At 60.5% G+C, this 26,070-nt stretch carries 27 protein-coding genes, 1 tRNA gene and 1 pseudogene; 18 read left to right on the top strand and 11 right to left on the bottom strand.

Going from position 1 to position 26,070, the window contains the following annotated elements; translation table 11 throughout:
- Positions 1-116: 116 nt before the first annotated feature.
- The 3 genes from B097_RS0107585 to pflA all read left to right on the top strand — a co-directional run bounded on the left by B097_RS0107585 (position 117) and on the right by pflA (position 3,420).
- Entirely contained in the window at positions 117-2,213 is a 2,097-nt protein-coding gene (locus tag B097_RS0107585; RefSeq protein WP_018581931.1) for a pyruvate formate lyase family protein, read from the top strand.
- Positions 2,214-2,250: 37 nt separating this feature from the next.
- Entirely contained in the window at positions 2,251-2,502 is a 252-nt protein-coding gene (gene grcA2, locus B097_RS0107580) for an autonomous glycyl radical cofactor GrcA2 (RefSeq protein ID WP_018581930.1), read from the top strand.
- 114 nt (positions 2,503-2,616) lie between these two features.
- Positions 2,617-3,420, top strand: coding sequence for a pyruvate formate-lyase-activating protein (gene pflA, locus B097_RS0107575; RefSeq protein WP_018581929.1), 804 nt, complete (start codon positions 2,617-2,619; stop codon positions 3,418-3,420).
- Positions 3,421-3,430: 10 nt separating this feature from the next.
- Here the strand turns inward: pflA and B097_RS0107570 are convergent, their stop codons facing one another.
- Complete coding sequence (locus tag B097_RS0107570; protein ID WP_018581928.1) at positions 3,431-4,033, bottom strand: class I SAM-dependent DNA methyltransferase; 603 nt, start codon at positions 4,031-4,033, stop codon at positions 3,431-3,433.
- Between the two features lie 137 nt (positions 4,034-4,170).
- Between B097_RS0107570 and B097_RS13850 the strand changes: the two genes are divergently transcribed.
- Both B097_RS13850 and B097_RS13845 read left to right on the top strand, forming a co-directional pair.
- Positions 4,171-4,824 carry a CorA family divalent cation transporter gene (locus B097_RS13850; RefSeq protein WP_336884563.1) on the top strand — a complete coding sequence of 218 codons (654 nt, stop codon included), beginning with the start codon at positions 4,171-4,173 and terminating at the stop codon, positions 4,822-4,824.
- A complete protein-coding gene (locus B097_RS13845; protein WP_336884564.1) occupies positions 4,821-5,171 on the top strand; it encodes a CorA family divalent cation transporter in 351 nt (116 codons plus the stop codon). The genes B097_RS13850 and B097_RS13845 overlap by 4 nt, the downstream gene beginning before the upstream one ends.
- Here B097_RS13845 and B097_RS0107560 read toward each other — a convergent pair whose 3' ends face one another.
- Positions 5,172-5,612: a PaaI family thioesterase gene (locus B097_RS0107560; RefSeq protein ID WP_018581927.1), complete on the bottom strand. Its 441-nt coding sequence runs from the start codon at positions 5,610-5,612 to the stop codon at positions 5,172-5,174.
- A gap of 91 nt (positions 5,613-5,703) precedes the next feature.
- On the opposite strand from B097_RS0107560, the gene gnd reads away from it, so the two are divergent.
- The 6 genes from gnd to B097_RS0107525 all read left to right on the top strand — a co-directional run bounded on the left by gnd (position 5,704) and on the right by B097_RS0107525 (position 13,389).
- Complete coding sequence (gene gnd, locus B097_RS0107550; protein ID WP_018581926.1) at positions 5,704-7,164, top strand: NADP-dependent phosphogluconate dehydrogenase; 1,461 nt, start codon at positions 5,704-5,706, stop codon at positions 7,162-7,164.
- A 160-nt stretch (positions 7,165-7,324) separates the two neighbouring features.
- Positions 7,325-8,665 (top strand): DEAD/DEAH box helicase, encoded by a 1,341-nt coding sequence (locus B097_RS0107545; protein WP_018581925.1) that lies wholly within the window; start codon positions 7,325-7,327, stop codon positions 8,663-8,665.
- 25 nt (positions 8,666-8,690) lie between these two features.
- On the top strand, positions 8,691-10,070 hold the full coding sequence (locus B097_RS0107540; RefSeq protein WP_026254383.1) for a hemolysin family protein: 1,380 nt from the start codon (positions 8,691-8,693) through the stop codon (positions 10,068-10,070).
- Complete coding sequence (locus B097_RS0107535; protein ID WP_018581923.1) at positions 10,070-11,122, top strand: hemolysin family protein; 1,053 nt, start codon at positions 10,070-10,072, stop codon at positions 11,120-11,122. Before B097_RS0107540 ends, B097_RS0107535 begins: the two co-directional genes overlap by 1 nt.
- A gap of 1 nt (position 11,123) precedes the next feature.
- The gene (locus tag B097_RS0107530; protein ID WP_018581922.1) at positions 11,124-11,972 is read left to right on the top strand and encodes a hypothetical protein; all 849 of its coding nucleotides are present in this window, start codon (positions 11,124-11,126) and stop codon (positions 11,970-11,972) included.
- A 43-nt stretch (positions 11,973-12,015) separates the two neighbouring features.
- The gene (locus B097_RS0107525; RefSeq protein ID WP_018581921.1) at positions 12,016-13,389 is read left to right on the top strand and encodes a vWA domain-containing protein; all 1,374 of its coding nucleotides are present in this window, start codon (positions 12,016-12,018) and stop codon (positions 13,387-13,389) included.
- Between the two features lie 85 nt (positions 13,390-13,474).
- On the opposite strand, the gene B097_RS0107520 is transcribed toward B097_RS0107525, so the two are convergent.
- The 5 genes from B097_RS0107520 to secA2 form a co-directional block, all read right to left on the bottom strand.
- Complete coding sequence (locus B097_RS0107520) at positions 13,475-14,032, bottom strand: MerR family transcriptional regulator (RefSeq protein ID WP_018581920.1); 558 nt, start codon at positions 14,030-14,032, stop codon at positions 13,475-13,477.
- A 121-nt stretch (positions 14,033-14,153) separates the two neighbouring features.
- Entirely contained in the window at positions 14,154-14,765 is a 612-nt protein-coding gene (locus B097_RS0107515) for a bifunctional nuclease family protein (protein WP_026254382.1), read from the bottom strand.
- A gap of 26 nt (positions 14,766-14,791) precedes the next feature.
- Positions 14,792-15,538: a transcriptional regulator FtsR gene (ftsR, locus tag B097_RS0107510; RefSeq protein ID WP_081618029.1), complete on the bottom strand. Its 747-nt coding sequence runs from the start codon at positions 15,536-15,538 to the stop codon at positions 14,792-14,794.
- Positions 15,539-15,683: 145 nt separating this feature from the next.
- Positions 15,684-16,109, bottom strand: a complete 426-nt coding sequence (gene odhI, locus B097_RS0107505) for an oxoglutarate dehydrogenase inhibitor Odhl (RefSeq protein ID WP_018581917.1) — start codon at positions 16,107-16,109, stop codon at positions 15,684-15,686.
- A gap of 145 nt (positions 16,110-16,254) precedes the next feature.
- The gene (gene secA2, locus B097_RS0107500; RefSeq protein WP_018581916.1) at positions 16,255-18,546 is read right to left on the bottom strand and encodes an accessory Sec system translocase SecA2; all 2,292 of its coding nucleotides are present in this window, start codon (positions 18,544-18,546) and stop codon (positions 16,255-16,257) included.
- Positions 18,547-18,672: 126 nt separating this feature from the next.
- On the opposite strand from secA2, the gene B097_RS0107495 reads away from it, so the two are divergent.
- The 6 genes from B097_RS0107495 (at position 18,673) to B097_RS0107475 (ending at position 21,475) form a co-directional block, all read left to right on the top strand.
- The gene (locus tag B097_RS0107495; protein ID WP_018581915.1) at positions 18,673-19,845 is read left to right on the top strand and encodes a bifunctional alpha/beta hydrolase/OsmC family protein; all 1,173 of its coding nucleotides are present in this window, start codon (positions 18,673-18,675) and stop codon (positions 19,843-19,845) included.
- A gap of 22 nt (positions 19,846-19,867) precedes the next feature.
- Positions 19,868-20,221, top strand: a complete 354-nt coding sequence (locus tag B097_RS0107490) for a YchJ family protein (RefSeq protein WP_018581914.1) — start codon at positions 19,868-19,870, stop codon at positions 20,219-20,221.
- Between the two features lie 72 nt (positions 20,222-20,293).
- Positions 20,294-20,367 (top strand) — tRNA-Pro (locus tag B097_RS0107485).
- Between the two features lie 102 nt (positions 20,368-20,469).
- Positions 20,470-20,772 (top strand): hypothetical protein, encoded by a 303-nt coding sequence (locus tag B097_RS13490; protein WP_048402998.1) that lies wholly within the window; start codon positions 20,470-20,472, stop codon positions 20,770-20,772.
- Positions 20,700-21,080 carry a DinB family protein gene (locus tag B097_RS0107480; RefSeq protein WP_018581913.1) on the top strand — a complete coding sequence of 127 codons (381 nt, stop codon included), beginning with the start codon at positions 20,700-20,702 and terminating at the stop codon, positions 21,078-21,080. The genes B097_RS13490 and B097_RS0107480 overlap by 73 nt, the downstream gene beginning before the upstream one ends.
- 17 nt (positions 21,081-21,097) lie before the next feature.
- Positions 21,098-21,475 carry a zinc ribbon domain-containing protein YjdM gene (locus B097_RS0107475; protein ID WP_026254380.1) on the top strand — a complete coding sequence of 126 codons (378 nt, stop codon included), beginning with the start codon at positions 21,098-21,100 and terminating at the stop codon, positions 21,473-21,475.
- A 4-nt stretch (positions 21,476-21,479) separates the two neighbouring features.
- Here B097_RS0107475 and B097_RS0107470 read toward each other — a convergent pair whose 3' ends face one another.
- The 4 genes from B097_RS0107470 to B097_RS13810 are packed head-to-tail and all read right to left on the bottom strand — an operon-like array spanning position 21,480 to position 25,779.
- Positions 21,480-22,457 (bottom strand): diacylglycerol/lipid kinase family protein, encoded by a 978-nt coding sequence (locus B097_RS0107470; protein WP_018581911.1) that lies wholly within the window; start codon positions 22,455-22,457, stop codon positions 21,480-21,482.
- Positions 22,458-22,502: 45 nt separating this feature from the next.
- Entirely contained in the window at positions 22,503-23,513 is a 1,011-nt protein-coding gene (locus tag B097_RS0107465; protein ID WP_018581910.1) for a CE1 family esterase, read from the bottom strand.
- Positions 23,510-25,264 carry an ABC transporter ATP-binding protein gene (locus tag B097_RS0107460; RefSeq protein WP_026254378.1) on the bottom strand — a complete coding sequence of 585 codons (1,755 nt, stop codon included), beginning with the start codon at positions 25,262-25,264 and terminating at the stop codon, positions 23,510-23,512. Before B097_RS0107460 ends, B097_RS0107465 begins: the two co-directional genes overlap by 4 nt.
- Positions 25,261-25,779, bottom strand: coding sequence for an ATP-binding cassette domain-containing protein (locus tag B097_RS13810; protein ID WP_018581908.1), 519 nt, complete (start codon positions 25,777-25,779; stop codon positions 25,261-25,263). Before B097_RS13810 ends, B097_RS0107460 begins: the two co-directional genes overlap by 4 nt.
- A 69-nt stretch (positions 25,780-25,848) precedes the next feature.
- Between B097_RS13810 and B097_RS13730 the strand changes: the two are divergent.
- Positions 25,849-26,070, top strand: a pseudogene (locus B097_RS13730) (IS256 family transposase); the annotation flags it as partial.

The following is a 26,070-nucleotide window of genomic DNA, read 5'->3' as shown; positions in this document are numbered from 1 at the left end:
ATAATGGGGCATGTAGTGGGGTCCACGCTTAAAACAGCAGGAAGCTGATGGTATGGGACTTGGGTAGCGTGTACTCCGGAATGGTTTTAGCGAAAATCTACTGAAAGGCACCGCCTGTGACTACAGTCACCGCACCGAGCCACACCGCATGGGAAGGCTTCGAAGAAGGCCCTTGGACAGCCAGCATTAATGTGCGCGACTTCATTCAGCGCAATTACACCCCTTATGACGGGGATGCTTCTTTCCTCTCTGGGCCAACCGAAAAGACCCTGCGCACGTGGGATCATCTAGAGAAGAACTATCTCTCAGTCGAGCGCGAACGCCGCGTGTACGCTGTGGATACCGATACACCCGCTGATGTCGATGCTTTCGGCCCTGGTTATATCTCCGAGGACGACAACATCATCGTCGGTCTGCAAACGGACGAGCCACTCAAGCGCGCCATGATGCCCAACGGCGGCTGGCGCATGGTCAAGCAGGCCATCCTCGAAGCTGGCGAAGAGGTTAACCCGGACGTCGAAGAGGTCTTCACGAAGTACCGGAAGACGCATAACGACGCCGTCTTCGATATTTACACCCCGCGGATTCGAGCTGCGCGCTCCTCGCACATCATCACCGGCCTCCCGGACGCTTACGGCCGCGGGCGTATCATCGGCGATTACCGTCGCGTTGCGCTCTACGGCGTGGACGCGCTTATCGACGAAAAGGTCGCCGCAAAGGATCGGACCGTTGATCAGCCCTTCTCAGAAGACTGGGCACGCTACCGCGAGGAACACTCTGAACAGATCAAGGCCCTGAAGAAGCTCAAGGCCATGGCGGAGTCCTATGGCTTCGACATTTCCGGACCGGCCACCACCGCGCAGGAAGCTGTGCAGTGGACCTACTTCGGTTACCTAGCCTCTGTGAAGAGCCAGGACGGCGCCGCCATGAGTTTCGGTCGCCTCTCCCCTTTCTTCGATATCTACTTCGAACGCGATCTCGCCAACGGCACCCTCACCGAGGAAGACGCCCAGGAGATCATCGATGCGTTGGTGATCAAGCTGCGCATCGTCCGCTTCCTGCGGACTGAGGATTATGACCAGATCTTCTCCGGCGATCCTTACTGGGCCACCTGGTCTGACGGCGGCTTCTCCGAAGACGGTCGCCACCAGGTGACGAAGACGGCTTTCCGCCTCCTGCAGACCCTCCGTAACTTGGGGCCTGCACCAGAACCGAACATCACCATCTTCTGGGATCCGCAGCTGCCGGACGGTTATAAGGAATTCTGCTCGGCGATTTCGATTGAAACCTCGTCGATCCAGTACGAGTCTGACAAGCAGATCCGCGATCAATGGGGCGATGACGCCGCCATTGCCTGCTGCGTGTCCCCGATGAAGGTGGGCAAGCAGATGCAGTTCTTCGGCGCACGCGTGAACGCGGCAAAGTCGCTGCTGTACGCCATCAACGGTGGTCGCGATGAGATGACCGGCAAGCAGGTCACGAAGGGACACACCCCCATCGAGGGCGATGGTCCGCTGGACTTCGATGAAGTCTGGGAGAAGTACGAGCTGATGCTGGATTGGGTCGTCGGCACGTACGTTGAGGCACTCAACATCATCCACTACTGCCACGACAAGTACGCCTACGAGGCCATGGAGATGGCGCTGCACGATTCGGACATCATCCGCACCATGGGGTGCGGCATCGCAGGCCTGTCGATCGTGGCGGACTCGCTGTCCGCAATCAAGTATGCCAAGGTGTACCCAGTGCGTGATGAGACCGGCCTGGTCGTCGATTACCGTACGGAAGGTGACTTCCCGTTCTACGGCAACGACGATGATCGTGCCGACGACATCGCCGCGACCATCGTGCACACCGTGATGGAGAAGATCAAGGCCATCCCGATGTACCGCGACGCGATCCCCACCCAGTCGGTTCTGACCATCACCTCGAACGTGGTGTACGGCAAGGCCACCGGCAACTTCCCATCCGGCCACCGCGCCGGCACGCCGTTCGCACCGGGTGCTAACCCAGAAAACGGCGCCGACAACCACGGCATGGTCGCCTCGATGCTCTCAGTGGGCAAGCTGGACTACAACGATGCGTTGGACGGTATCTCGCTGACGAACACAATCACCCCATCGGGCCTGGGACGCACGAAGGACGAGCAGATCACCAACCTGGTTGGTGTCCTCGACGCCGGGTTCATCATGGACCCAGAACCTATCGCATAACACGCACACCCCCCCTTCACATTCAAAGGAGAACACAATGACTACCAAGACTTTCGATGAACGCCTCGCATCCATGAAGGCCAACCGTGAGGCAAACAACATGGAGTCCGGCCTCTTCCACGCAAATATCAACGTCCTCGACGAGTCCACACTGGAAGACGCAATGGAGAACCCAGAAAACTACCCGAACCTCACCGTTCGTGTATCCGGCTACGCCGTGAACTTCGTGAAGCTGACTAAGGAACAGCAGCGCGACGTGATCTCGCGCACCTTCCACCAAGGCAAGTAAACCAAGAAAGTAGGGCAGTTCCCCACCGTGTCTACACCCGCTCAAGACGGTATAACCGGCGTCGTCACTCTTACCCCAGAGGAGGGTGAAAAAGTCCGTGGTGTCGCTGCAGGGTTGGGAGCTACCCCCTACGACACGGCTGATGATTTCACCCGCGGCGAACTCATGGAAGCACGCCGCACCGGCGACGTTGGCCTAGTGCACTCGTGGGAACTTGTCACCGCGGTCGACGGCCCCGGCACGAGGATGACTATCTTCATGTCGGGCTGTCCCCTGCGCTGCATGTATTGCCACAACCCGGACACCATGGGGATGAAAGAAGGCACCCTGGAGCAGGTGTCTGCCGTCGTGAAGCGTGTCCTGCGATACCGCCCCGTCTTCAACGCCTCCGGCGGTGGCCTCACGATTTCCGGCGGCGAGCCCCTCTTTCAGATCGCTTTTACCCGCCGGGTCCTCGACGAGGTGCATGAGGCGGGTGTGCACACGGCGATCGACACCTCTGGCTTCTTGGGCTCGCGCCTCTCCGACGAAGACTTAGGCAATATCGACCTCATATTGTTGGACCTGAAGTCCGGCGATGAGGAAACATATGCCAAGGTCACCGGCGGGAGGCAACTGCAGCCCACCATCGATTTCGGCGACCGGCTCCAAGCACTTGGCAAGAAGGTGTGGGTGCGTTTCGTCCTCGTCCCAGGCCTGACGGACGATCCCGCTAACGTGGAGAACGTCGCGGACATCGCCGCGCGCTGGAAAGATAATGTCGAACGCGTGGAGGTCCTCCCCTTCCACAACATGGGCGCCGATAAGTGGGAGAATTTAGGTCTGGACTACGAGTTGGGGGACGTGGATCCTCCCACCCCTGAGTCCGTGGAGGCCACCCGCGAGATTTTCCGCAGCCGTGGCTTGACCACGTTCTAAAGGCCGGCGCCTAGAAATCCAGCGAAGCTGGCTTCGTGAACAGTGCGACCAGGAAATGAGAGTCCTTGCTGAAAGGCTTCAAGTCCCAGGATTCAAACACGTAGTCCTGGGTGAAGCCGACCTGCGCCGCCGTATCGAGGAAATCGGGGAACGCCCATCCCCTACCCGCGCCAAAGCCGACGACGAAGCGGCCACCACCGATCAGCGAATCATAAATGTGCTGGAGGGCGGGCTCGCGTCCTTCTGGGGCCAGGAAGCCCATGACGTTGCCGGCGGAGACCGCAATATCGAAGCCGCTTTCAGCAATAGGGTCGGTTCCCAGGTCGCCGACATACCACGTGGCATCGGGAAATTGGCGCTTCGCATGGTCGATCAAGACCTCGTCGATATCTGTGCCAACAACTTCATGACCCAGCGCTGCCAAGCGGCCACCAAGGCGACCTTGGCCACAGCCAGCGTCGAGAATGCGGGATCCGCGCTGTGGTGCAATAGCATCGACAAGACGGGCTTCGCCATCGATGTCGTCGCCAGCATCGATCATATTTTGCCAACGCCGTGCATAGTTTTCAGAATGGTCGGGGTTGGCTGCGGTGACTTCTTTCCAGGTAGGCATGGAGCCCAGTATAGGGAAGCGTAAACTTACGCTTTGTCTTAACCCTTTGACGGAAAGGTCTTGACATGCCACCTCGTTTACCGCGACGAATGTTGAGGCCCAGTGAACCTGCTGGTGATCCTCGTACGCGTTTTTCGGTGCCCGTTGAACGTGCCATCGACCATTGCCGTGTTTTTCACGACGGTCTGCGCCTAGCCGGCGATTACCAGATCGATTCCGCCTTGGAGAAAGCCCGCGAACATGACAACGGCTTTGTGTGGCTTGCCCTGCATGAGCCGAGCGACGAGCAGATGACCAAGGTTGCGATCGCTTTCGGGATCCATGAGTTAATCGTCGAGGATGCGGTGACTGCGCATCAACGGCCGAAGGTGGAGCGTTACGACGATCAACTGTTCTTCGTCGTCCACTCGGTGAAGTACACGGATGATGAAGAGGTCGTCGATACGCGCCAGATCATTTCAACAGGTGAAGTGCAGATGCTCGTGGGCCCGGATTTCATCATCACGGTGCGCCACAAAGCTGCGTTGCCAGACGTTGCTGATGAGCTCGACCGGGAACCGGAAACGGCGGCGCTGGGGCCGGGCGCTGTGGCGTGGAAGATCGCCAATGCCATCGTCGAGGGTTATGCGCGGATTACTCAGGAGCTTTCGGAGGACGTCGACGAGGTTGAAAATGAGGTGTTTACGCCCCAGAAGAAGATCAATATCGACAAGATCTACATGTATAAGCGTGAGATCCTGGAGATGCGTCACGCCGTCCGTCCGCTCGGGCCGCCTTGCGGACAGGCTTGAGTGCGAACAAGGACCTCCTGTCGAAGCCATTGCGGAGCTACTTCCGCGATGTGCAGGATAACGTTTTAAGCGTGACGGACCAGGTCACGGGTTTCGACGAGCGACTGTCCTCGCTGCTTGATGCCTCGGTGGCGAAGGTGACCTTGCAGCAGAATAAGGATATGCGCACCATTTCGGCCGTGGTCGGTATGGTCGCTGGGCCCACCCTCATCGCGGGTGTGTACGGCATGAACTTTGAGGACATGCCGGAGCTGGCCTGGGACTTGGGCTACCCTTTCGCGCTTTTGCTCATGCTGGCAGTGGTGTTGCTGATGCTGTGGTGGTTCAAGTGCAATGACTGGATCTAGCTAGTTTTTCTCCCGCAGGACCATGGTGCGCAGTTGGCTCACCGCGGCGAGTCTCCCGTTGTTGCGCATTTCGATTCGCCACAGCTGAGTGGTCTTGCCGATGTGGACGGGGCGCGCCTGGGTCTCGATGGTGCCGTCTTTAACGCCGCGGAGGAAGTCCGTCGAGTTGCTCATGCCGACCACGGGCGCCAGCGCCGCTTTCACGCCTGCGACTGATCCGACTGACTCGGCGATGGCAGCGAGGACTCCCCCATTGACCAGGCCTGCTGGCTGGAGCACGTTCTCGGTGACCTTGGTTTCGGCATCGACGCCATCGCACCCGATAGAAGTAAATGTCGTGCCGATGAAGGTGTCGAAGACTGGGCGTTGGGCGTTGACTGCGGCGAGCTCTTCGTCGTTAAGCGCGCGCTGCCCTGCGTTGATAAGAGTTTCGTACATCATTGTTCGCTCTTTCTACCCCCAAATGGGAATAGGTAGTACGTTTAGGGAATTATTGCTGAAAAGCGTCTCACTCACGAGTATGGTTGAGACTATGACCACAGATAACAACCTTGCACAGATCGGTGTTGTGGGCCTTGCAGTCATGGGCTCCAACCTTGCACGTAATTTCGCATCCCGTGATATTAAGACTGCAGTCTACAACCGCACCTACTCCAAGACCGAAGACTTCATGAAAGAATTCGGCGAGACCGGCGATTTCGTCGCCAGCGAATCAATCGAAGAGTTCGTGAACTCGCTGGAGAAGCCACGTAAGGCCATCATCATGGTCCAGGCGGGTAACGCTACCGATGCGGTGATCGACCAGCTGGCAGACGCGATGGACGACGGCGACATCATCATTGACGGCGGCAACGCGCTGTTCAATGACACCATCCGCCGCGAGAAGGAAATGGCAGAGCGCAACCGCCACTTCGTCGGCGCCGGCATCTCCGGTGGCGAAGAGGGCGCGCTGAAGGGCCCATCGATCATGCCGGGCGGCCCGAAGGAATCCTGGGAGACCCTTGGCCCTCTGCTCGAGCAGATCGCAGCGCGTGCCGACGATGGCACCCCATGTGTCACCCACGTCGGCCCCGATGGCGCTGGCCACTTCGTGAAGATGGTCCACAACGGCATCGAGTACGCAGACATGCAGGTCATCGGCGAGGCCTACCAGCTGCTGCGCTACGGCGCTGGCTTCGAGCCAGCCGAGATCGCTGACATCTTTGCTGAGTGGAACAAGGGCGACCTGAACTCCTACCTGATCGAGATCACCGTGGAGGTCCTGCGTCAGGTTGACGCGGAGACCGGTAAGCCGCTTGTCGACGTCATCTTGGATGCTGCCGGCCAGAAGGGCACCGGCCGCTGGACAGTCAAGGAGGCCCTGGACTTGGGCATCCCAACCACCGGTATCGGCGAGGCCGTGTTCGCACGTGCCCTGAGCTCCTCTCTGGACCAGCGCAAGGCGGCACAGGGCAACCTGCCGACCGGCGCGTTGAAGTCCTTCGATGATCTGGGCATCTCCAAGGATGACTTTGTCGAGGAGGTCCGCAAGGCCCTCTACGCTTCCAAGCTCGTTGCATACGCACAGGGCTTCGACGAGATCAAGGCTGGATCCGACGAGTACAACTGGGGTATCAACCCAGGCGACATGGCGATGATCTGGCGCAACGGCTGCATCATCCGCGCAGTCTTCCTGGAGCGCATCAAGGAGGCTTATGACAAGAACCCTGAGCTTGCCTCCCTGCTGCTCGACCCATACTTCAACGGTGAACTCGAAGGCCTGATGGATTCCTGGCGCAACGTAGTGGTCTACGCCACCCGCCTGGGCCTGCCAGCACCAGTGTTCACCTCCTCATTGGCGTACTACGACTCGCTGCGCTCCGATCGCCTGCCGGCAGCGATCGTCCAGGGCCAGCGTGACTTCTTCGGTGCGCACACCTACAAGCGCATCGACAAGGAGGGCACCTTCCACACCGAGTGGTCCGGTGACCGTTCCGAGACCACGATCGAGTAAGGCCGAAAAGTTCCCTGCTCTCTAGCGCGGGCAGGTTCCTGATCTTCCACGGAATGTCGGGGACCTGCCCGCGCTAGACCTTTTGGGCCTGAGTGAACACGGTCCGAACACAGTCCCGTTCATTAACGGTGGGTGGGCTATTCCGGCTACACTCGCGACAATGACTACTTTCGCCGACCTTGGCTTGCCACGTGAGATCGTTAACGTGTTTAACAAGCAAGGAATCACTGAACCATTTCCCATCCAAGAGGCGGCGATCCCCAACGCTCTCGCCGGTAAGGACGTGCTTGGCCGCGGGCCTACCGGTTCTGGCAAGACCTTCACCTTCGGCTTGCCGATGCTGGCCCGCCTCGCCGGCGCACCCTCACGCCCCGGGCATCCGCGAGGTCTCATCCTGACCCCTACCCGCGAACTTGCAAGCCAGGTCCGCGAGCGTCTCGACGAGCCTGCAGCAGCACTGGGCATGCGGATGCTCGACATCGTGGGTGGTGTCAACATCAACCAGCACATTCGTGCGCTGGCCTCACCGGTCGATGTGCTCGTCGCAACGCCCGGGCGTGCCGAAGACTTGCTCAACCAGAAGAAGCTGTTTTTCGACCAGGTGGAGATCACCGCGATCGACGAGGCCGACCAGATGGCCGATATGGGCTTTCTCCCCCAGGTCCGTAAGCTGCTAGACCGCACCCCGAAAGATGGGCAGCGGCTGCTGTTCTCGGCAACGCTGGATGGGGACGTCGATAAGCTCGTCCAGCGCTACATGCACAACCCCGTGACTCACTCCACCGCGCCCGTTGAGGCCTCCGTGGACACGATGGATCACTACCGGCTGCTTGTCGGTAGCAGGGAGCAGCGTAACGAAATCGCTTTGCGCATCGCGGCGCGCGAGGGCAAGACGATTATGTTCATGCGCACCAAACATGGTGTGGACCGCCAAGTGAAGAAGCTACGCCGCGTAGGGATTCACGCCGATGGCATCCACGGCGATAAGGGCCAGGGTGCCCGGACGCGCGCCCTCGAGGGCTTCGCTGACGGCAGCACCCCGGTTCTGGTGGCTACCGACATTGCTGCGCGCGGCATTGACATCGACGATGTCTCGCTCGTCGTCCACCTCGATCCGCCTGCGGAGCACAAGGCCTACCTGCACCGTGCGGGACGCACCGCGCGTGCAGGAACCAGCGGAACTGTCGTCACTTTGGTCATGGATGACCAGGAAAAAGAAGTCGCCGCACTGTTGAAAAAGGCTGGGGTCGAGGCAAAGGCGGTGCGGGTCACCCCTGACTCAGAGGAGTTGGTTAGAATTACCTCAGCGCGGAAACCCGAAGGGTCTCCGCTTCCTCCTCCCGGGCAGGCGACACACCCGAAGAAGGGTAACGGTGCTGGCCGCAATCAACGCAACCAGAATCGTTCCCTACGCGGTGGATCGGGGTCGAACCGTGGTAGGAATAACGGACGCTCGAGATCCGGGCGACGGAAACCAAGGAAGAATGGACGCTCGACCTAAACCCTGATGTGGCGTCGAACAACTAATGGACATAGTCATATCGATTCTCTCGTTGATCGGTTTCGTGCTGCTCACGGCCTCGACAGGTATGTTCGTCGCCATTGAGTTCGCGCTCACCGGTATGGAACGCTCCACCATTAACAATCACGTTAAGGAAAAGGGCGACCGTCGGGCGAAGGCAGTCCAGCGCGACTACCAGAACCTCTCTTTCGTTCTGTCAGGCGCGCAGCTAGGCATCACCGTGACTACTTTGGCCACGGGTTTCCTCGCAGAGCCAGTGTTGGCCCAGTACTTCACTCCCCTGCTGGAACTGATTGGGCTGAGTGAATCGTCCTCAAGCGCCGTAGCCCTCGTGCTCGCCCTGATCGTGGCGACATTCCTGTCGATGGTCTTCGGCGAACTCGTGCCAAAGAACTGGGCGATTACAGACCCGCTGACCGTCGCGCGATTCGTTGTCCCACCGGTGCACTGGTTCAACACCATATTCAAGTGGTTTATCCAGGCGATGAATAAGTCCGCGAACTTCTTCGTGCGCAAGCTGGGTTTTGAGCCTTCGGATGAGCCGGCGTCGGCACGCACGGCTAACGAGCTGGGTGCCTTGGTGCGCAACTCGGCCGAGGCCGGCGGGCTGGACGCGTCCACAGCAGCCATGCTGGACCGCTCGCTGCGCTTCGGCGAGACCACTGCCGACGAGGTGATGACACCGCGTTCGACGATTAACTCGCTGGATGCCGATGACAATGTCGACGACCTCATTGCCTTAGCCCGCGAAACCGGGCACTCCCGCTTCCCCGTGCGCCGCGGCGACCTCGATGAAACGGTCGGCGTGGTGCACATCAAGGACGCCTTTTCGGTGCCCAAGTCCGAACGCGCCACCACGCGCCTGGAAACGCTTGCGAAGCCCGTGCCTTTCGTGCCTGGCACCCTCGACGGGGACTCCGTGCTGGACAAGGTGCGTTCCGCGGGCTCCCAGGTGGTCTTGGTCGCCGATGAATACGGCGGCACCCAGGGGCTGGTGACCATCGAGGACCTCGTCGAGGAAATTTTGGGCGAGGTCTACGACGAGTACGATGACGTCGAATCAGAGCGTGACTTCCAGCGCTTCGGCGCTTCCTGGGAGGTCGCCGGGCTGGTGCGTCTCGACGAGCTACCGGACAAGATCGGCTATACCGCCGCGGACGGGCCCTACGAAACCCTTGGCGGGCTCATCATGGCCGCCAAGGGTGCTGTGCCCGAGGTCGGCGATGTGGTCTTGCTGCCCCAGACGGAAAACGATGCGATGGAGGAATTTGAATCCGGTATCAGCGGACGATGGATCGCGCGTGTCACTGTGATGGATGACCGCCGCGTCGACCGCGCAATCTTGACACCGATCAGCAACGAGGCCGCGGAGGAGTATAAGTAATGGGAGTTTGGACCACCATAATTCTGATCGTCGCGTTGCTGCTTGCTAACGCGTTTTTCGTGGCCGCCGAGTTCGCGCTGATTTCTTCTCGACGAGACCGCCTCGAAGCACTGGTCGCCCAAGGCAAGCCGGCGGCACGGCGCGTGGAGAACGCCACCGAGCACCTGTCGATTTATCTTGCCGGAGCGCAGTTCGGCATCACGATCTGTTCGCTGGTGCTAGGTAAGGTCGCTGAGCCTGCCGTCGCCCACTTCCTGGAAGCGCCGATGGTTGCCCTCGGCATTCCGGACAATCTCCTGCACCCGATCTCCTTCGTGATCGCCCTAGCGTTCATCACCTACCTGCACATTTTGTTTGGCGAGATGATCCCGAAGAATATCGCGATCGCCGGCCCAGAATCGCTGGCGATGTGGCTGACGCCCGCCATGGACGTGTGGGTGAAGATCACCCGCCCCCTCATCGAGTTTTTGAACTGGGTCGCCCGCATCACCCTGCGCGCGGTAGGCGTGGAGCAAAAGGACGAGCTGGACTCCGCAGTCGACGAAGTGCAGTTGGCAACGATGATCCAGGAGTCCAGCCAAGAGGGCCTTCTCGACGCCGAGGAGACCGAGCGCCTGGCGAAGGCGCTGCAGAACGACCAGCTCAGCCTTCGGGACGTGATGATCCCCATCGACGACGTGTACACCATCCCCTACCGTTCGCGCGGCGTGGCGCTCAGCGATGTGATCACCGGGGTGCAAGAAACCGGTTACTCCCGCTACCCCATCTCCGGGCAATCCAACGCCTTGCTGGGCTACCTGCACGTCAAGGATGTCCTCGACCTCTTGGAGGAGGGCTCCGAGGACACCATGATCCCCTACGACCGCATTCGCCCGCTGACCATCATCGACGGCACCGGCGCCCTCGACGAGGCCCTGACCGCCATGCACCGCCGCAGCGCACACATGGGCCAGGTCCGCGTCAAGGGAGAACTGGTCGGCCTGATCGCTTTGGAAGACCTCATCGAGGAGTACGTCGGCACGGTCTCCGACTGGACGCACGAAGACCAGTAGCATGCAACTTGCACGTGAGCAGTGGCGCGCGCTTAACGACGATCACCTTGCGCGTGCCGCCACCTGGGTGGAGCCTTACCTCTCTCGCCGCCGCAGGGGCGAGAACCACGCGGGGATTGATTTCCTCTTCGATTACTACCGGATGCGGGCAAGCCACTTATATAAGTGGCACCCTGGCATCGGAGTCGATCTTTGCGATGCCGCCGACAGCAAACATGCTGGTTGGCGCGATTACGTCACAGAAAAATCGACCGTGCGGGTGGACCGCGACAGTTTGCTCGCGCGCCGGGGCCGCGCCTTTGAACAGATCCGCGAGTTACTCGTGGCCACGGCCTCACGACCGGCACAATTTGATTGCTTCGGGCTGCACGAGTGGGCGATGGTCTACCACGGTCAACCACGCCACAGTCTCCCGCTGCGTTTGGGTGCGGAAGGAACTGATGCGGTCGTCGATAAGCACACCCTGCGCTGCACGCACTACGATGCGTATCGCTTCTTCACCGAACCTGCCCGCCCGCTGAACCTGACTGTGTTGCGTTCCGACGAACGCACCTGCCATGAGCAGCCCGGATGTGTGCACGCGACGATGGATTTATACAAGTGGGCGTTCAAACTGGGTCCCGCATGCCCAGGCGAATTGCTCTTAGATTGTTTTGAGCTGGCAGTGGCGGCGCGTCGGCTGGACATGGAGGCCTCGCCTTATGACTGCGCCGCGCTTGGGTGGGGTGTGGTGGCCATTGAGACGGCTGCAGGTAAGGCGGAGTATGTGCGTAGACAGCGCGAATTGGCGCGGCGCGGGAAAGATCTGCGAACTCAGCTTGTCGCTGTACTCGATCACGCGCTTGACTAGGTAAGATGCGGGTAATAGCGCAATTTTTGCTTGAGGAGGCAATGTGGGTCGTCACAGCAGCGGTGAGAATAACTACAGCCTGTCGAAAGGTGCCATCGCAACGTTGATCGCGATCACTGCGATTATCGCGATTGCGGTATGGTTCTTTTTCGTCCGTGATGACACCGCCGACACCAACGCGCAGCCGGATTGCGTCTCCGGGGATCTCACCTTGCCGATCGCCGCGGTGAATCAGGAGGTCGCACGTCCGATCGTCGATAAGTACGCCGAGTCGCAGCCGGTGGTGCGCGATTACTGTGTTCAGCCGGAACTTGTCGACGACATCGCAGCCGCTGCGGTTGTCGTTGCTCCTGATTCGCCGCTGACTGACCAGGCACTCGAGGATGCCTCCCGCGCCGCCTCGACCTCGGAGCGCGAGGCCGCGGCCGCCGAGCGTGTGGGCTTGACTGCTGGCTCGCCGATCCAGAACCCTGAAGCCGTCACCGCCGAGGACGTGGATTACTCTGCCGCATCCGATGCTGCTGTCGCTGCGACTGTAGCAACCGTATTGACGGACACACCGGAGCAGGCGCGCACCGCGCTGGAGACGACCGGCGGCGCCTACCAAGCCGCAACCGAGTCCGGTTCCGGTGAGAACTTCGCCGCACTGGGTGACTCGCAGGTCGTGTACTCCGCGATCCCCTTGGCCGCCAGCGATGGGGTGAGCGAAGACCAAGCACGGGCAGGCTCAGACTTTGCTGAATTCGCCGCCGAAGCCTTCGAAGGTGGACAGGAGGCCGTAGAGATCGATCCTGCCGTATGGACGGCCGCAGCTGAAGTCGCGGGAGGTTTTTCCGCCGCGTCGCCGAACCCCAGTTCTGGGGTAACCGAGTCTAGTGCTGATGGAGAGGCGATCGACACCCTCTTCCTTCTTGATACTTCGCTCGCGATGGACCCATACGTGAACAGCGCGAGCCGAGCAGTCGGTGAGGCCGCCAACGCCGTGATTGATGAGGGCCATGAGGTAGCGCTGTGGAACTACTCGTCACCGTTGAACCCTGGTGTGACGAAGAGCTGGCGCTCCAACGTCCAGTTCACCTCTAAGAAGGATGCTGTCGGACAAAGCGCGGCAGGGCTTGGTGTTGGCGGACAGTCGAACACGCGGGAGGCGGTACGCGCGGCAGTCGAGGCGGTGGCTGGCTTCGATGAGGATGTCCGCATCGTCGTGATGACTGCCGGAACAAGTGATGCAGGTAGCGATGAGGCCTATGTCTCCGCGCTTGAGCCTCTCCTGGCTCAGGGGGTGAGCCTCTCAGTGGTTCATGTGGGCGATGCGCCCGCCGATGATGCTCTGGCACGCCTGGCCACCAGCGCTACCACCGTAGATGCAGCAGGGGACATCCCCGCCGCAGTCCAGGCAGCCGCCGAAGTGAACTAGGAACGCGGAAACCCCATAGCCACGAGAAGTGGTTACGGGGTTTATTGTGGCTGATCGTGCCGCGGGAGTGACGGCAAACGATTCCTTAAGAGGACTTCCGACGACGACGTGCCGCGAGTTCGTCCATGGAAACAACGTTGTCTTCCTCTGGGACCACTCGCTCAGATGGGAAGGAAGAAATCGTGCCAGTGAGTTCCTTCATGATGCCCGGAACAGCGATTCCGAACACGCCCTGTCCCCCGCCGAGCAGGTCGATGACCTCGTCGGTGCTGCGGCACTCGTAGACAGTCGTGCCATCGGACACGAGCGTGATCTCTGCGATGTCGTTGACACCGCGGTCGCGTAGCTTATCGACGGCCAGGCGAATGTTCTGCAGCGAAATACCAGTATCCAGCAGGCGCTTCACAATCTTCAGGACCAAGATGTCCCTGAAGGAGTAGAGACGCTGGGAACCGGAGCCTTGCGCGCCACGGATCGACGGCTTCACCAGATCCGTGCGTGCCCAGTAGTCGAGCTGGCGGTAGGTGATGCCGGCGACCTGGCATGCGATGGGCACGCGGTACCCCACCTCGTCGGAGGGGCCGAGGTCGAAGAGGGACTCCTGGACGGGCTGGTTGCCCTTGTCGTTTTCGTTGCTAGTCACGTAATTACTCCCGTGGTGTTTGGCAAAGCGCCTTATGGCTATTAAATGTCAAGCGTAGACGTTGGTCAAGCCCTAGCGCCGATAACACGCCGAACTCTAACCCTCAACTTCAAGTTTAGACTTAACTTTCATCGTTGTCATCTTTAGTCACATCCGTATCATTTGCACCATCCGCGTCATCGGCGCCAAGATCACTTGCATCAACGCCCATGTTGCGCATCATTTCCGCGAATTCCTCATCCGCGGTTGCGTCACCACTAGCCGATGCGTCAGCCTGCCCCACGTCCTCAAAAGGCTCTGGCAGATCGATACCGAAATGCTGGCGCGCGTCCTCGCGGGAGACCCAAATGCCGGCCTGAGAAACGACGAGCCCATCGGCAGAAATCGGCAGATCTAGCAACTGCGCGAGCAGGACCGCGTCAGATACTCGGGAATCAATCTCTTCCCCATCCTGCATCTGGATCTCAGCAATAAACGTGCCGTTGTAGTAGCTGGTGATCTCCACCGCGGTCGCCCCGGACGTGCTCTGCGTAATAATTGAGGCCAACAGGTCATAGGTATCGGGGCGGTCGGGCTCCCACTGGGCCTGCCGTGCAGCAAGACGAGCTCCCTCGACCGGCGAGATCCACACCGGCAGGACACGGTCGCGTTCGCGACTATGCAACAGCACGCAAACAAAATTCTCGGGGCCAAGCGTGTGTACGCCATAAAAATCTAAGGGGACCATAGTCATGGTCCCCTAGTCTAGCCGTCCTGGTATTAGTCCAGTCGGTTGCGCAGTTCGTTTTTTACCAGTGACGCGTTCAGGGAAACAACCAGCGCGGACATCTGCTGGCCGATTTCCTCGGCTTGTGCCTTAGCGGTCTCCTTATGGGACTTCGCGACGGGCCCAGCGACCTGCCCGATCAGGTCCGCTTGCCGGGACGCGGCATTGCGCAGAGACTTCAGGTGCCGCGCATCAAAACCGAACTCCATCAGCGCCAGCGCGGTAGTCGCCGTACGTACGTCATCGGCGGTAAATAGGCCGGAAGCATCGGGGCTCAAGACACCAATGTTGACCAGTTCAAGAATCTGCTCACCAGTCGTGTTTGCCTGTTCAGCCACATCGGTATCAGTCAACCGAGTCGGCGCCGGGGCCCGGAAGCTTTCCGGCGAGATGATGGGCTCCGCGTCCGCGGCCGACAGGATAGCCGTGACCTGGCCGGAGTCCATGGCCTCTAGCTGCTCGCGGATCACCTTCAGCGGCAGGTAATTGTCGCGCTGGGTCACCAGGATGTAGCGCAGCCGCTCAACATCATCGTCGGTAAAGCGGCGATATCCGGAGTCCGTGCGTTGCGGGGTGATGAGACCTTCCGATTCGAGAAACCGGATTTTAGAGACGGTGACGTCCGGGAATTCCTCGCGCAGGCGCTCAATGACCACGCCGATTGACATGGTCTTTTTGCCCTGTTTCTTCCCTGCCCGAGAAGGGGTGGGACGCGATTGGGTCTTACGGACTGCGCTCACTAAAGGTCTCTTGCTCTATCTCGGGGATCCGCATCCATTCCTGGGCGGATCCATCATCGGTATTAACGGTCTTATTGATTCATGCGTCGATCACGCCCACCGCCGCCGACGCGGCGTGCGGCGACCGTGATCCTTTCGGGCCACCTTAGCCCTGGGTAATGAAAACCAAGCGGAACTTGCCAATCTGGATCTCATCGCCCGATGCCAGAACCTGGGAGTTGCGTGGCTCACGGTTGACGTAAGTGCCGTTGAGGGAGCCCACGTCCACTACCTCGAACTCGCCGCCATTGTTGCGGAACTCCGCGTGACGACGAGAAACGGTGACATCATCCAGGAAGATGTCTGCCTCAGTGTGGCGGCCTGCCGTGGTGGTTTCACGGTCGAGCAGGAAGCGGGCACCAGCGTTCGGGCCACGCTTTACTACCAGCAGCGCCGCGCCCTCAGGAAGGTTATCGACACCCTGGTTCTCAGAGCTGGTGCCTGCACCGTTTTCCATCTCCTTCAGCAAATCGGCGCGGAAGACCGAGGTGGTTTCAACCTGCTGCTCGGGGGTACCGGTGTTTTGGCTCATTACATCTCCTGACGGTTCTTTCAACTTTTGAGTGCTGCTTACAATCATAGCGATACGTAGCCCGATCGTGCCGATTGCAACACAATCTTGTGTTATTTAATCACCCCAAGTGGCTACCACCAGCGGTGATCAACAACAGCTGTTCTTAACGGAACATATTGCTAATACCCGAGATTACCGAATTTCCACTTCCCGCGAGCGGATTATCGGAGACCATATAGGTCCACGTTGCGCTCGGGCGCTTCCAACCAGCATCCTCAAGGTGCGCGCCATCCTCGTCGATAAGCACCTCTCGGAAGGTGTCCACCGCGGCGTCGACCGCGCGCTGCGCCAGCTGCTTGAACTCGCCGACTGCAATGCGGTGGTACTCGTCGATCGGTGTCTCACGTGCGATCGCGCGTAGGTGGATCGATTCGCGCACGTCATCCATGTGAGCCAGGTGCTCGCTCCACTCGTTGTCGAGGTGGAAGAGCATGATGTCGCGGGCTGCTTGTTCGCATATCGACGAATCCAGCGCCTCCAACTCAGCCGCGCGTTCCGGGGCGCGCTGGGCCAATTCCTGCCAAGCTTTGTCGCTGTCCAGAAGAGTGGCGCGGCGTTCGTCGATTATCTCGCGCTGGTCTGCGAGCAGTTGGTTGTACTTCCAGGTCTGGGCGTGGATCTCCAGGAGTTGACCTTCGGTGACGCGCTGGCAGTGCTCGACGAAGTCCTGCACACGCTTGGAGGTCAAGCGCCCGTCGGCTGCTGGGTGAACGGTGAGTTCCTCGTCAGCCCCACCGGTGGTCACGATGTCGTCCTCCAGCGAGACGAAGAAGAGGCTCAGGCCGGGGTCACCCTGGCGTCCGGCGCGCCCGCGCAGCTGGTTGTCCAGACGTGCCGTGCGGTGCCGTGCAGTGCCAATCACTGCCAATCCGCCGAGCTCAGCTACGGCATCATGATCAGATTCGTCGGCCCCGCCCAGGCGGATATCGGTGCCGCGGCCGGCCATTTGCGTGGACACGGTCACGCGCCCCAAGTCGCCGGCCTCGGCAATGATGCGGGCCTCCTCCGCGTCATTTTTGGCGTTGAGCACGTTGACCGCGATGCCGCGTTCCTGCAGCGCATCGACCAAGGCTTCTGACTCCGCAACATCGTGCGTGCCGACGAGCACCGGCTGGCCTGTGGAGTTGATGTGGACGATCTCCTCCACAATCGCGTGATTCTTGTCCTCCATCGTGTGGTAAATGCGGTCGGCTTCGTCGAAACGCTGCAGCTCCTTGTCGCGATCGATGACAGAGACATGCAGATCATAGAACTGTCGTAGCTGATCGGTGGCCTCCACCGCTGTACCCGTCATGCCGCACACCGTTGGGTAGCGGCGCATGAGGGCCTGCAGTGTAATCGAGTCGAGGATGCGGCCACCCTCGGTGACATCAAGGCCTTCTTTGGCTTCCACAGCGGCCTGGAGCCCGTCCGGCCACCGCTGCAGCTCAGCCACACGTCCGCGGGAGGCGTCGACGAGCGCGACCTTGCCGTCGGCGACGATATAGTGCACGTCCCGCAGCAGCAACGCTTTGGCGTGAAGTGCCAGGTTGACCTTCACCAGGGTGGTGCCGATGTGTTCGTCGGAGTACAGCGAGTCAATTCCCAAGGCGCGTTCCACCGCGTCTGCGCCGGCATCGGTGAGGAACGTGTTACGGCCTTCAGTGTCGATCGTGTAGTGCTCTTTTTCACGCAGGTGGCTGACTACATCGGTGATCAGGCCGGTGGACTGCACACCAGGCTCCGAACCGGCCAGCACGAGAGGCACGAGGGCTTCGTCGACAAGCACGGAGTCGGCCTCGTCGACGAGCGCCACCTCGGCCGGGGCCTGGACAAGTTGGGAGCGGTGCGTGATCTGGTTGTCGCGCAAGTGGTCGAAGCCGATTTCGGTCACTGGGGCGTAGATCACGTCGCGACGATAAATCTCAGCACGTGCCTCGCGCGGGGTCTTTTCCGTCACCGCGCCCACGCTCAAGCCGAAGAACTCGACCAGGGGGCGCATCCATTCCGCATCGCGCTCAGCCAGATAGTTGTTCACCGTGATCACGTGCGTGCGCTTGCCCGTCAGCGCGAAGCCGGTAGCAGCCATCGCACCGACCAGCGTCTTGCCCTCACCGGTAGCCATCTGGATCACGTCGCCTTCCAGCAGGCGCAGCACCGCCTGGTTCTGCACGTTAAACGGCGTCATGCCCAAAGTCCGCTGCGAGGCAACCGTCAGCAGCGCGAGAAACTCCGCCTTGTCAGTAATCTGACCGCCTTCGACAAGCGCTCGGGCACGCTGGGATACGTCCTCGTCGGAAAGCGAGCTGAGCTCGTCGATACGCGAATGCGCCTTGTCGACGATCCCCTTGGACTTCTTCGTATTGCGTTCCGACGAAGCGCCGAGCGCCTTCCAGAACCAGTCGAATGCAGCCATACCTGCGCAACCCTTTCCGCGATAAAATCTTCTCCCCACGACTTTACGTGACAAGGCTGCGCGTCTTCAGAACTGCTTCGCCTAAACTCGTTACAGATAATCACTATCGCGCGGAGGAAACCCACTATGAAGTCAGAGAACGTCATCGTCCCATCATCGACAGGCCTGAAGATGGCCGGCACGATCGACCGGCCCGATGGGCCCGCCGAGGCCTACGCGATCTTTGCGCACTGCTTCGCCGGCTCACGCCATACGCCGGGCGCGTCGCGAATTTCAAAGCGGTTGACGGAGTTTGGAATCGCCACGCTGCGTTTCGATTTCCCGGGCCTAGGACAGTCCGAGGGCGATTTCGCTGACACGTCTTTTAGCCACAACGTCGATGACATCGCTGCTGCCGCCGCGTGGTTGGCTGAGAACCACCGCGCTCCGCAGCTGCTGATGGGACACTCACTGGGAGGTGCAGCCGCACTGAAAGCCGCCTCCACCAACCGCATCCCCTCCTTGAAGGCCGTGGCGACGCTGGGCGCTCCCTTCGATCCCGCGCACTCCGTCCTGCACTACGCCGATAAAATTTCCGAAGCCGACGAAAACGGCGCCGTCACGGTCACCCTAGGCGGCAAGGACCTGGTGATTTCCCGCGGCTTCTTAGAGGACCTCGCCGACACCAATCCGGAGGCCTACCTGCCCGGCCTGCGCGCGCCACTGTTGCTGGTGCACTCCCCCATCGACCAAACCGTGGGCATCGACAACGCCCAGAACATTTTCCTTGCCACCCGCTACCCGAAGTCGCTTGTGGCGCTAGACAAGGCCGACCACCTAGTCACCCGCCAAGGCACCGCGCAGCGCGCCGCCGACATGATCGTCTCCTGGGCCAAGCAATACATCGTCCCTGAGTTCACGCCTGAACCCACCGGGGACGACAACGCCATCTCCTATACCGCCCGCGGCACCAGGTACGGCGATATTGTGCGCACCTCGAACCGCGCGATCACCACCGACCGGCCCAAGAACAAGGGCGGCAAGGGTCAAGGCGTAACATCCAAGGGCCTGTTCATGGCTGCGATCGCTACCTCCGCGTCCCAGGCCGTCCGCGAGGCAGCCAAGGGCATGAAGCTTGAGGACGTTCGCGTCGAAGTCACCCACATCACCGGCGCCACCTTCGAGCGCAGGTTCACATTCATCGGCAACCTGACCGACACCGAGCGACGCACCCTCCTCGACGCCGCCCGAAACTCAGAGGCGAACGCCATCCTGGACAAGCACAAGATCGTCGACGTGGAAGGCCAGCCCCGTGGATAAGTCCTGCCCATGCGGCACAGGAATGCTTTACGACGAATGCTGCGGCCCTTTCCACCGCGGCACAGCAGCCCCGACCGCTGAAGCGTTGATGCGCTCGCGGTTCTCCGCTTTCGTGACTGGGGATGAGGACTATTTGCTGCGCACCTGGGACCCTGACACGCGGCCGGATTCTCTCGGTTGGGCAGATTCACCCGTGCAGTTCGAGCGGCTTGTGATCATCGATAAGCGCGCCGGGGGCTTCTTCGATGCCGAAGGTGTAGTCGAGTTTGAAGCTTTCTACACTGTGGACGGGCAGGTGGGATCTCAAAGAGAGCGCTCTGCTTTCCGGCGGCTAGATGATGGCCAGTGGGTCTATTCCTCCGGCGAGGTCGATTGAGGTGCCGATTAGGTATAGCAGATGACAGTGTTGTAACCTTGTAACCTGTTAACACTGCATGCGCGGTGAAGACGGGCTGTGGCGCAGTTTGGTAGCGCACCACACTGGGGGTGTGGGGGTCGCAGGTTCAAATCCTGTCAGTCCGACAAAGATTATTGCGTCGTGGCCAGAGGCCACGGCGCCTTTCTGTTGGAAAGCACACACCTAATTCCTCCCGAGGGCCTCGTTAACCCACTAGCCTATGGCGTATGGATTCACGTTCTTGGCTTAATGCTGCAACCGGCGGACTCATCGAGATTCTGCCAGCCGTGCACGAGCACCTCGACGAGCCGGCGATCGGTGACTGGTCAGTCCGCGCGTTGCTGGGGCACACGTCCCGGGCCTATCTGCTTATCGAGCACTTCCTCGACGAAGCGAACGGGATGACCGGGCTGCCCAAGCTGAAGTCTGCCGGGGGTACTATCGTGCAGCCAGGCACGTGGCCTCCGACCCGCAGTTCGACTTTGAGCGTGGGCCTGGTGCCGGAGAGAAGCTTGGCGACGAGCCCGTAACAACCATCCGCGAGATCATCGAGCGAGTCATGGCTCGCCTCGATAAAACTGCTATTACTGCGCTACTTGATACGGGGTCCGGCACCATCAACATCGAAACGTATATCGAGACCCGAGCTTTCGAAATCAGCGTCCATACGATCGACCTAGCCAAGGCAATCGGAGTCCAGGTTCCCGAAACGACGATGGAGACACTGAAACAGTGTCTGGCGTTGATCGCGGACATCGCTACCCCAGAAGAGAAGTTGGACCTGGTATTAGCGGCCACCGGGCGCAGTCCCCTGCCGTCTGCCTTTTGCATGGTCTAGCTGTATGGTCAAAAGCTATGACTGACTTTGCAAACACAGTAGACACTTTGCCGCCCTGCCCAGAATGTGGCAGTGAGTACACCTATGAGATGGATCCTCTGTTGGTGTGTCCCGAGTGCGCCCATGAGTGGAGCGCTGACGCGGCTAGGGCCGACACAGATGCCGCCGACGGACCCGTAGTGATTAAGGCTTCCGTAGGAAACGAGCTTGCCGACGGCGACAGCGTCACCGTGGTAAAAACCGTCAAGGTCAAAGGCGCTCAGCAGCCCATCAAGGCCGGAACGAAAGTGCGCAACATCCGCCTCATCGATACGACCGACGAGCACAATATTGATTGCAAAATCGACGGTTTCGGCGCCATGACGTTGAAGTCCTCGATCGTGCGCAAGTCCTAAAGCTCTAGCGCCGTGGTACACGCACCCGTAGTGCCGCAGGGTCCACGGTCACGCTGAAACCATCGACTGTTCCTGCGGGGTCGCCGTCAACTTCGAATTCTTCGGGGTGGGAGAATTTCACGTCGATCCGCTTTCCCTGCAGGTAGCGCAAAGACTTCGAATTATTGTCCTCGCCATCGACCTCGGCACCGCGGCCCCGGAGGGTATAAAAAAGTTTTTGGACCATCTGGTACGCCAGTTGGCCGAAGATATGGAGCCACCCGAAGAGTCCCCTAGGGCGCATGATGACCACGTCAAGCTTGCCATCGTCGGGAATCGCGTCCGGTAACAGCACGATATTGTTCACTAGGTCACCGCAGTTGCCGACGATCACGCTGTGTGCTCGTGCCGTGCGCCAGCGTCCGCGATCAATGCGACGCATTAACTTGATCCGATCGCCGCCCTTGAGCGACTTCGCAATAGCCACGCCGTAGGCCAGGAATCCGATCTTCGCCTTCAGATCATCGTCGGTGTTCTTGATCATCTGCGCATCGATACCGACACCCGCCATCACGACGAAGGGAAACGTCTCCTCGTCGGCATTGGGGCGATCCACCTTCGCGTAGCACACATCAATAGAACGCTCCGCGCCCTGGAGTGCTGTTTCCATTGACTTGTCGAATTCGGGATCAAGCTTGATGTTGCGCGCGAGCAAATTACCTGTTCCTGCGGGGATGATGCCCAGCGAGGTATCGGTGTGCGCAAGCGCTGCAGCGACAAGGCGCACGGTGCCATCACCACCGCACGCAACGACGACATCGGCACCCTCTGCAACTGCTTTTTGCGCCTGAGAGTAGCCGGGGTCTTCCTCGGTGGTCTCTTCCCAATGGATTTCGCTGTAACCATCGCCGTACTGCATGGCAAGCGCCTCAAGCTCACGTCGTGTGGCCTTGACAGGGTTGTAGATGATGGTTGCGAAGCGTGGTCCGTCCTCAGGTGCCATGGGCGTCATACTACCTGGCACTACCCCATCCCGGAGAATGAAGCATTATTTCTCACGCATGGAAACGCCGAAGAACTGCAGAATCTGTTCCGTCCCAATGTCTTTCGGCGCATTCTCATTCGGGTCCCGTTCCCCACCCGGCCACGTGTGAGTGCCGGTGCCGATCCGGATGTGTTCCAGTGGCGCATCGCAGTCATCCCATTTTTGCTTGACCCCGTTGCTGCCCATCTGGCTGATGGTTACTGAGTCTGTGCAATGATTGCGCCGCGCTGCATCGTCCAGGATCTGTGGGATCGAGCTATAGGCGGTGCCATGCCGGCTGCCTCCCTCATAGGAGATAACGGAATCGTTCGTGCCATGAATGTCCAATAATTTCATGGGGATCACGGAGCAATTATCGGAGACTTTCCAGTAGTACGCCGCCGATACGGTAGCCACTGCAGTAAAGGCCGTGGGCCGCTGGCATCCCACGTATGCAGCAAAGCCACCGCCGTTGGACAACCCGGTGGCGAAGACACGTGCGGTATCGATGTTGTAGTCGGCGATCATCTTCTTGCGCACTTCGTCGACAAACTTTAAGTCTTCCTCACCCGTGGTCTGTGCATAGGGCGCGGGTGCCCATGCCTTATCAATCCCATCCATGTAGACCACGTACGCGCGAGCGCGGTCCAGGTTTGAATAGTCTCTCAGTACATCCGAGGTTTCGCCCTTGCCGTGAAAGGCGAAAATCAGCGGGAGCCGGGTCCCCTCCGAGGCCTCCGGCGGGACAGTCACCGAGTAGGTCCGCTTCTTGCCGTCGACGGTGATCGACTGGCTGGAGTTGCTCGGCGCACTGGTCGTCTGCGTCTCGGTCTCGGTGTTGGTCTCCGTGGCGGCTTCAGTAGGGCTCTCTGTTGATGTCTCTTCCGGCTGCAGCGTGTCGCTAAAAGCGTCGTTGATGTCACGCAGCTCATCGTCATCATAAGGAAAACCGCAGCCGGCCACCCCCAACACACCGAGAACACTCAGCACCGCGGCTGTGCGCTTCAACCACGGTGTCTTGTGCCTGTTTTTCACTGCTCGTCTCGTCCTTCTTGCCACGCGTCCCACATGCGGGCGTACGCGCCACCGCGCGTCACCAAGTCATCGTGGGTCCCCAACTCGATAATACGACCATTATCCATCACGATGACGGTGTCTGCTTGCCGAGCCTGGTCCAAGCGGTGCGCAACAACCAGCGCTGCCCGGTCGCGCGCCACCAGAGCCGCGGCGTGCTCCAGGTTCGCTGCGTGCGAGGAGCCTGCCTCCGCGGTGGCCTCATCCATCACCACCACGGCCGGGTCCAGCAATAGGATGCGGGCAAGCGCTAGCTGCTGCGCCTCGTAAGGCTCAAGCTGGTGGCCGCGGGCCCCGATAATAGTATCCAGCCCATCGGCAAGCTCCTCGTACCACTGGGCACCCACCGCACGAAGGGCCTCTACCAGCTCCTTGTCGGTCGCCTCGGGGCGCGCCAACGTGAGGTCATCGCGTAGCGACCCAGAAAAGACGTAGACCTCCTGCGACACCAGCGCGATACGTGCCACGCGTTCATCGTCGGAAAGCTCGTGGACATGCTCGCCATCGATGGTGACAGAGCCGGTCATCGGCACGCGCAGGCCCGCCACCAAGGCAGCCACGGTGGTTTTGCCAGCGCCCGATGCGCCCACGACGGCGACGGTCTGGCCTGGCGCGATGTGCAAGCTCACGTCCTCGAGGGCGAGGCCGGTGTCGTTGTAAGCAAAGCTCACGTGATCCATCACGACCTCCCCGCGCGGTTCGGGAGCACCAACCGGTGGCACCGGGGCCGGTGGGTGCACGGTCACTCCGACGATACGGGCTAAAGAGGCATAACCGGATTGGACGGTGTCGAGCACGCGCATCACGCCCATGATCGGGCCGCGCAACCGAATCAGCATGAGCATCGCGGCGGTCACCGCGCCGACCGACAACGCCTCCGACTGCACAGTCACGAACCCGACGAACAGCCCCGTGGCGATCATGAGGAATTCTCCGCAACTCATCCACACCTGCAATGTGGTCATCGTCGAACGTGCGGAAAACCCACGGGTGACCACGTCCATCGATGAGCTATAGATCCGGTCGTGCGTCGCTTTCTCCATCTGAAAAGCGCGCACTGTCTCGCGGCCGTGGATCGCCTCCAGGATGCGTCGGGCACGCTCGGCCATGGCAGCGCGCTCCCCGGCATAGCGCTGCGGGGCCACGCGCAGGTAACGCCGCGCGCCGATGATATACACAGGCGCGGCCACCACGGGGACGAGCAGGAACTGCCAATCCAGCGTGACCAGGGCCACTAGTGTCGCCCCAAGCGTAAACGCACTGGACGCCATCACGGGGATCGTTTCGGTCACGGCCTTGGACAGCTCAGAGACATCGTCGGTGGACCGCGACACCAGATCGCCCGTGCCGGCCTCTTCGACGCGGTGCACCGGCAGGCCGAGCGCCGTTCCCACCATGGACTCGCGCAGGTCCGCGATCACGCGTTCAGCGATGCGCGCCACAAGGTAAAAACCCGCAGCGCTCAGTGCCGCCGCCAGTAAAGCCACGACCACCAACACCCCGCCGGCTGCGGCAAGTGCCCCAACCCCGCGGCCTTCGATGACGATATCGACGATCCCGCCCAAGATCCGCGGCACCGACACGTTGGCAAAAGCTCCGATCGTCAGCAGGATCAGGGCGATGGACGCGTCACGACGAGCGCCTGGGACCTGCCGCATGTGCTGCCCCAGGGTCCGGCGCACCTCTCCAAAAGTAGCGAGGGGAAACCTCATGGCTGCTCCACCTCCTCCTCGACGCGGGTGGCCACACGTTTCCAGGCCGGTTGGTTGGTGTAGACCACGGTAGGTTTTTCGCCGCGGTGGCGTGCCACGCGTTCGGTGATCCGCTGTTCTGTGATGGAGTCCACGGCGGTGGTCGGGTCCTGCAGCACCAAAATATCTGGATCAGCCGCAATTGCGCGGGCAAGGGCCACGCGTTGGCGCTGGCCGCCGGACAGTTGCCCGCCGTTCTCCCCTACCTCGCGTTCGGCACCTCCAGGGATATCGTCGGCAGCAGCAACGTACAAGGCCGTGTTAATCACATCCTGGTCCTCGTGGATATTGCTGGCCACCGTGCCCGAAAATAAGTCAGCGGAGTGCGGAGCCACGATTACTCGGTCACGCGGAGCGGTCAACAGGTCCTCCGGAATATCACCGGTCACCACCGTGACCCCAGCAGCCAAAGCGGGCACGTGCTCGTCGTCACGCGCGATAGCGAAATCTGCACCCAAGATGCTGCGTAGGCGCACGCCCGAAGCCGAGGGTGTCAGATGGTTTGTGTGTGAGGGATTCCCCTCACACCAAGGAGATGAACCAGAATGACTACCGTGGCACGACGAAACCCAGAGGACTCCGCAAAGATCAAAGCGATCGAGGAAAAGCTCCTCGCCAATCCTGAGATGGCGAAGCTGATCGACGAGCTCGGCACCTCCACCACGGATGCCAACGATCTCGTCCGGGGCCTGCTCCAGGCCTCGATCAACCGGGGCCTCAACGCCGAGATGGATGCCCACCTCGGCTACCAGCACGGCGACCGGAAC

This window comes from Corynebacterium pilosum DSM 20521 = CIP 103422, assembly GCF_000373805.1.
Classification (GTDB): domain Bacteria; phylum Actinomycetota; class Actinomycetes; order Mycobacteriales; family Mycobacteriaceae; genus Corynebacterium; species Corynebacterium pilosum.
The sequence above is the reverse complement of the archived record's forward strand: the minus strand, read 5'-3'. Positions and strand labels throughout refer to the sequence as shown.

Bases quoted from the DNA above. Each gene is read 5' to 3' on its own strand.
- B097_RS0107495 (WP_018581915.1), top strand. From the start codon at position 18,673: ATGAAGTCAGAGAACGTCATCGTCCCATCATCGACAGGCCTGAAGATG.
- B097_RS0107560 (WP_018581927.1), bottom strand. From the start codon at position 5,612: ATGATGTACGAAACTCTTATCAACGCAGGGCAGCGCGCGCTTAACGAC.
- B097_RS0107515 (WP_026254382.1), bottom strand. From the start codon at position 14,765: ATGACTATGGTCCCCTTAGATTTTTATGGCGTACACACGCTTGGCCCC.
- B097_RS0107530 (WP_018581922.1), top strand. From the start codon at position 11,124: ATGCAACTTGCACGTGAGCAGTGGCGCGCGCTTAACGACGATCACCTT.
- B097_RS13490 (WP_048402998.1), top strand. From the start codon at position 20,470: ATGGATTCACGTTCTTGGCTTAATGCTGCAACCGGCGGACTCATCGAG.
- B097_RS0107570 (WP_018581928.1), bottom strand. From the start codon at position 4,033: ATGCCTACCTGGAAAGAAGTCACCGCAGCCAACCCCGACCATTCTGAA.
- odhI (WP_018581917.1), bottom strand. From the start codon at position 16,109: ATGAGCCAAAACACCGGTACCCCCGAGCAGCAGGTTGAAACCACCTCG.
- gnd (WP_018581926.1), top strand. From the start codon at position 5,704: ATGACCACAGATAACAACCTTGCACAGATCGGTGTTGTGGGCCTTGCA.
- B097_RS0107490 (WP_018581914.1), top strand. From the start codon at position 19,868: ATGCTTTACGACGAATGCTGCGGCCCTTTCCACCGCGGCACAGCAGCC.
- B097_RS0107470 (WP_018581911.1), bottom strand. From the start codon at position 22,457: ATGGCACCTGAGGACGGACCACGCTTCGCAACCATCATCTACAACCCT.
- B097_RS0107460 (WP_026254378.1), bottom strand. From the start codon at position 25,264: ATGAGGTTTCCCCTCGCTACTTTTGGAGAGGTGCGCCGGACCCTGGGG.
- B097_RS0107545 (WP_018581925.1), top strand. From the start codon at position 7,325: ATGACTACTTTCGCCGACCTTGGCTTGCCACGTGAGATCGTTAACGTG.
- B097_RS0107540 (WP_026254383.1), top strand. From the start codon at position 8,691: ATGGACATAGTCATATCGATTCTCTCGTTGATCGGTTTCGTGCTGCTC.
- secA2 (WP_018581916.1), bottom strand. From the start codon at position 18,546: ATGGCTGCATTCGACTGGTTCTGGAAGGCGCTCGGCGCTTCGTCGGAA.
- grcA2 (WP_018581930.1), top strand. From the start codon at position 2,251: ATGACTACCAAGACTTTCGATGAACGCCTCGCATCCATGAAGGCCAAC.
- B097_RS0107535 (WP_018581923.1), top strand. From the start codon at position 10,070: ATGGGAGTTTGGACCACCATAATTCTGATCGTCGCGTTGCTGCTTGCT.
- B097_RS0107475 (WP_026254380.1), top strand. From the start codon at position 21,098: ATGACTGACTTTGCAAACACAGTAGACACTTTGCCGCCCTGCCCAGAA.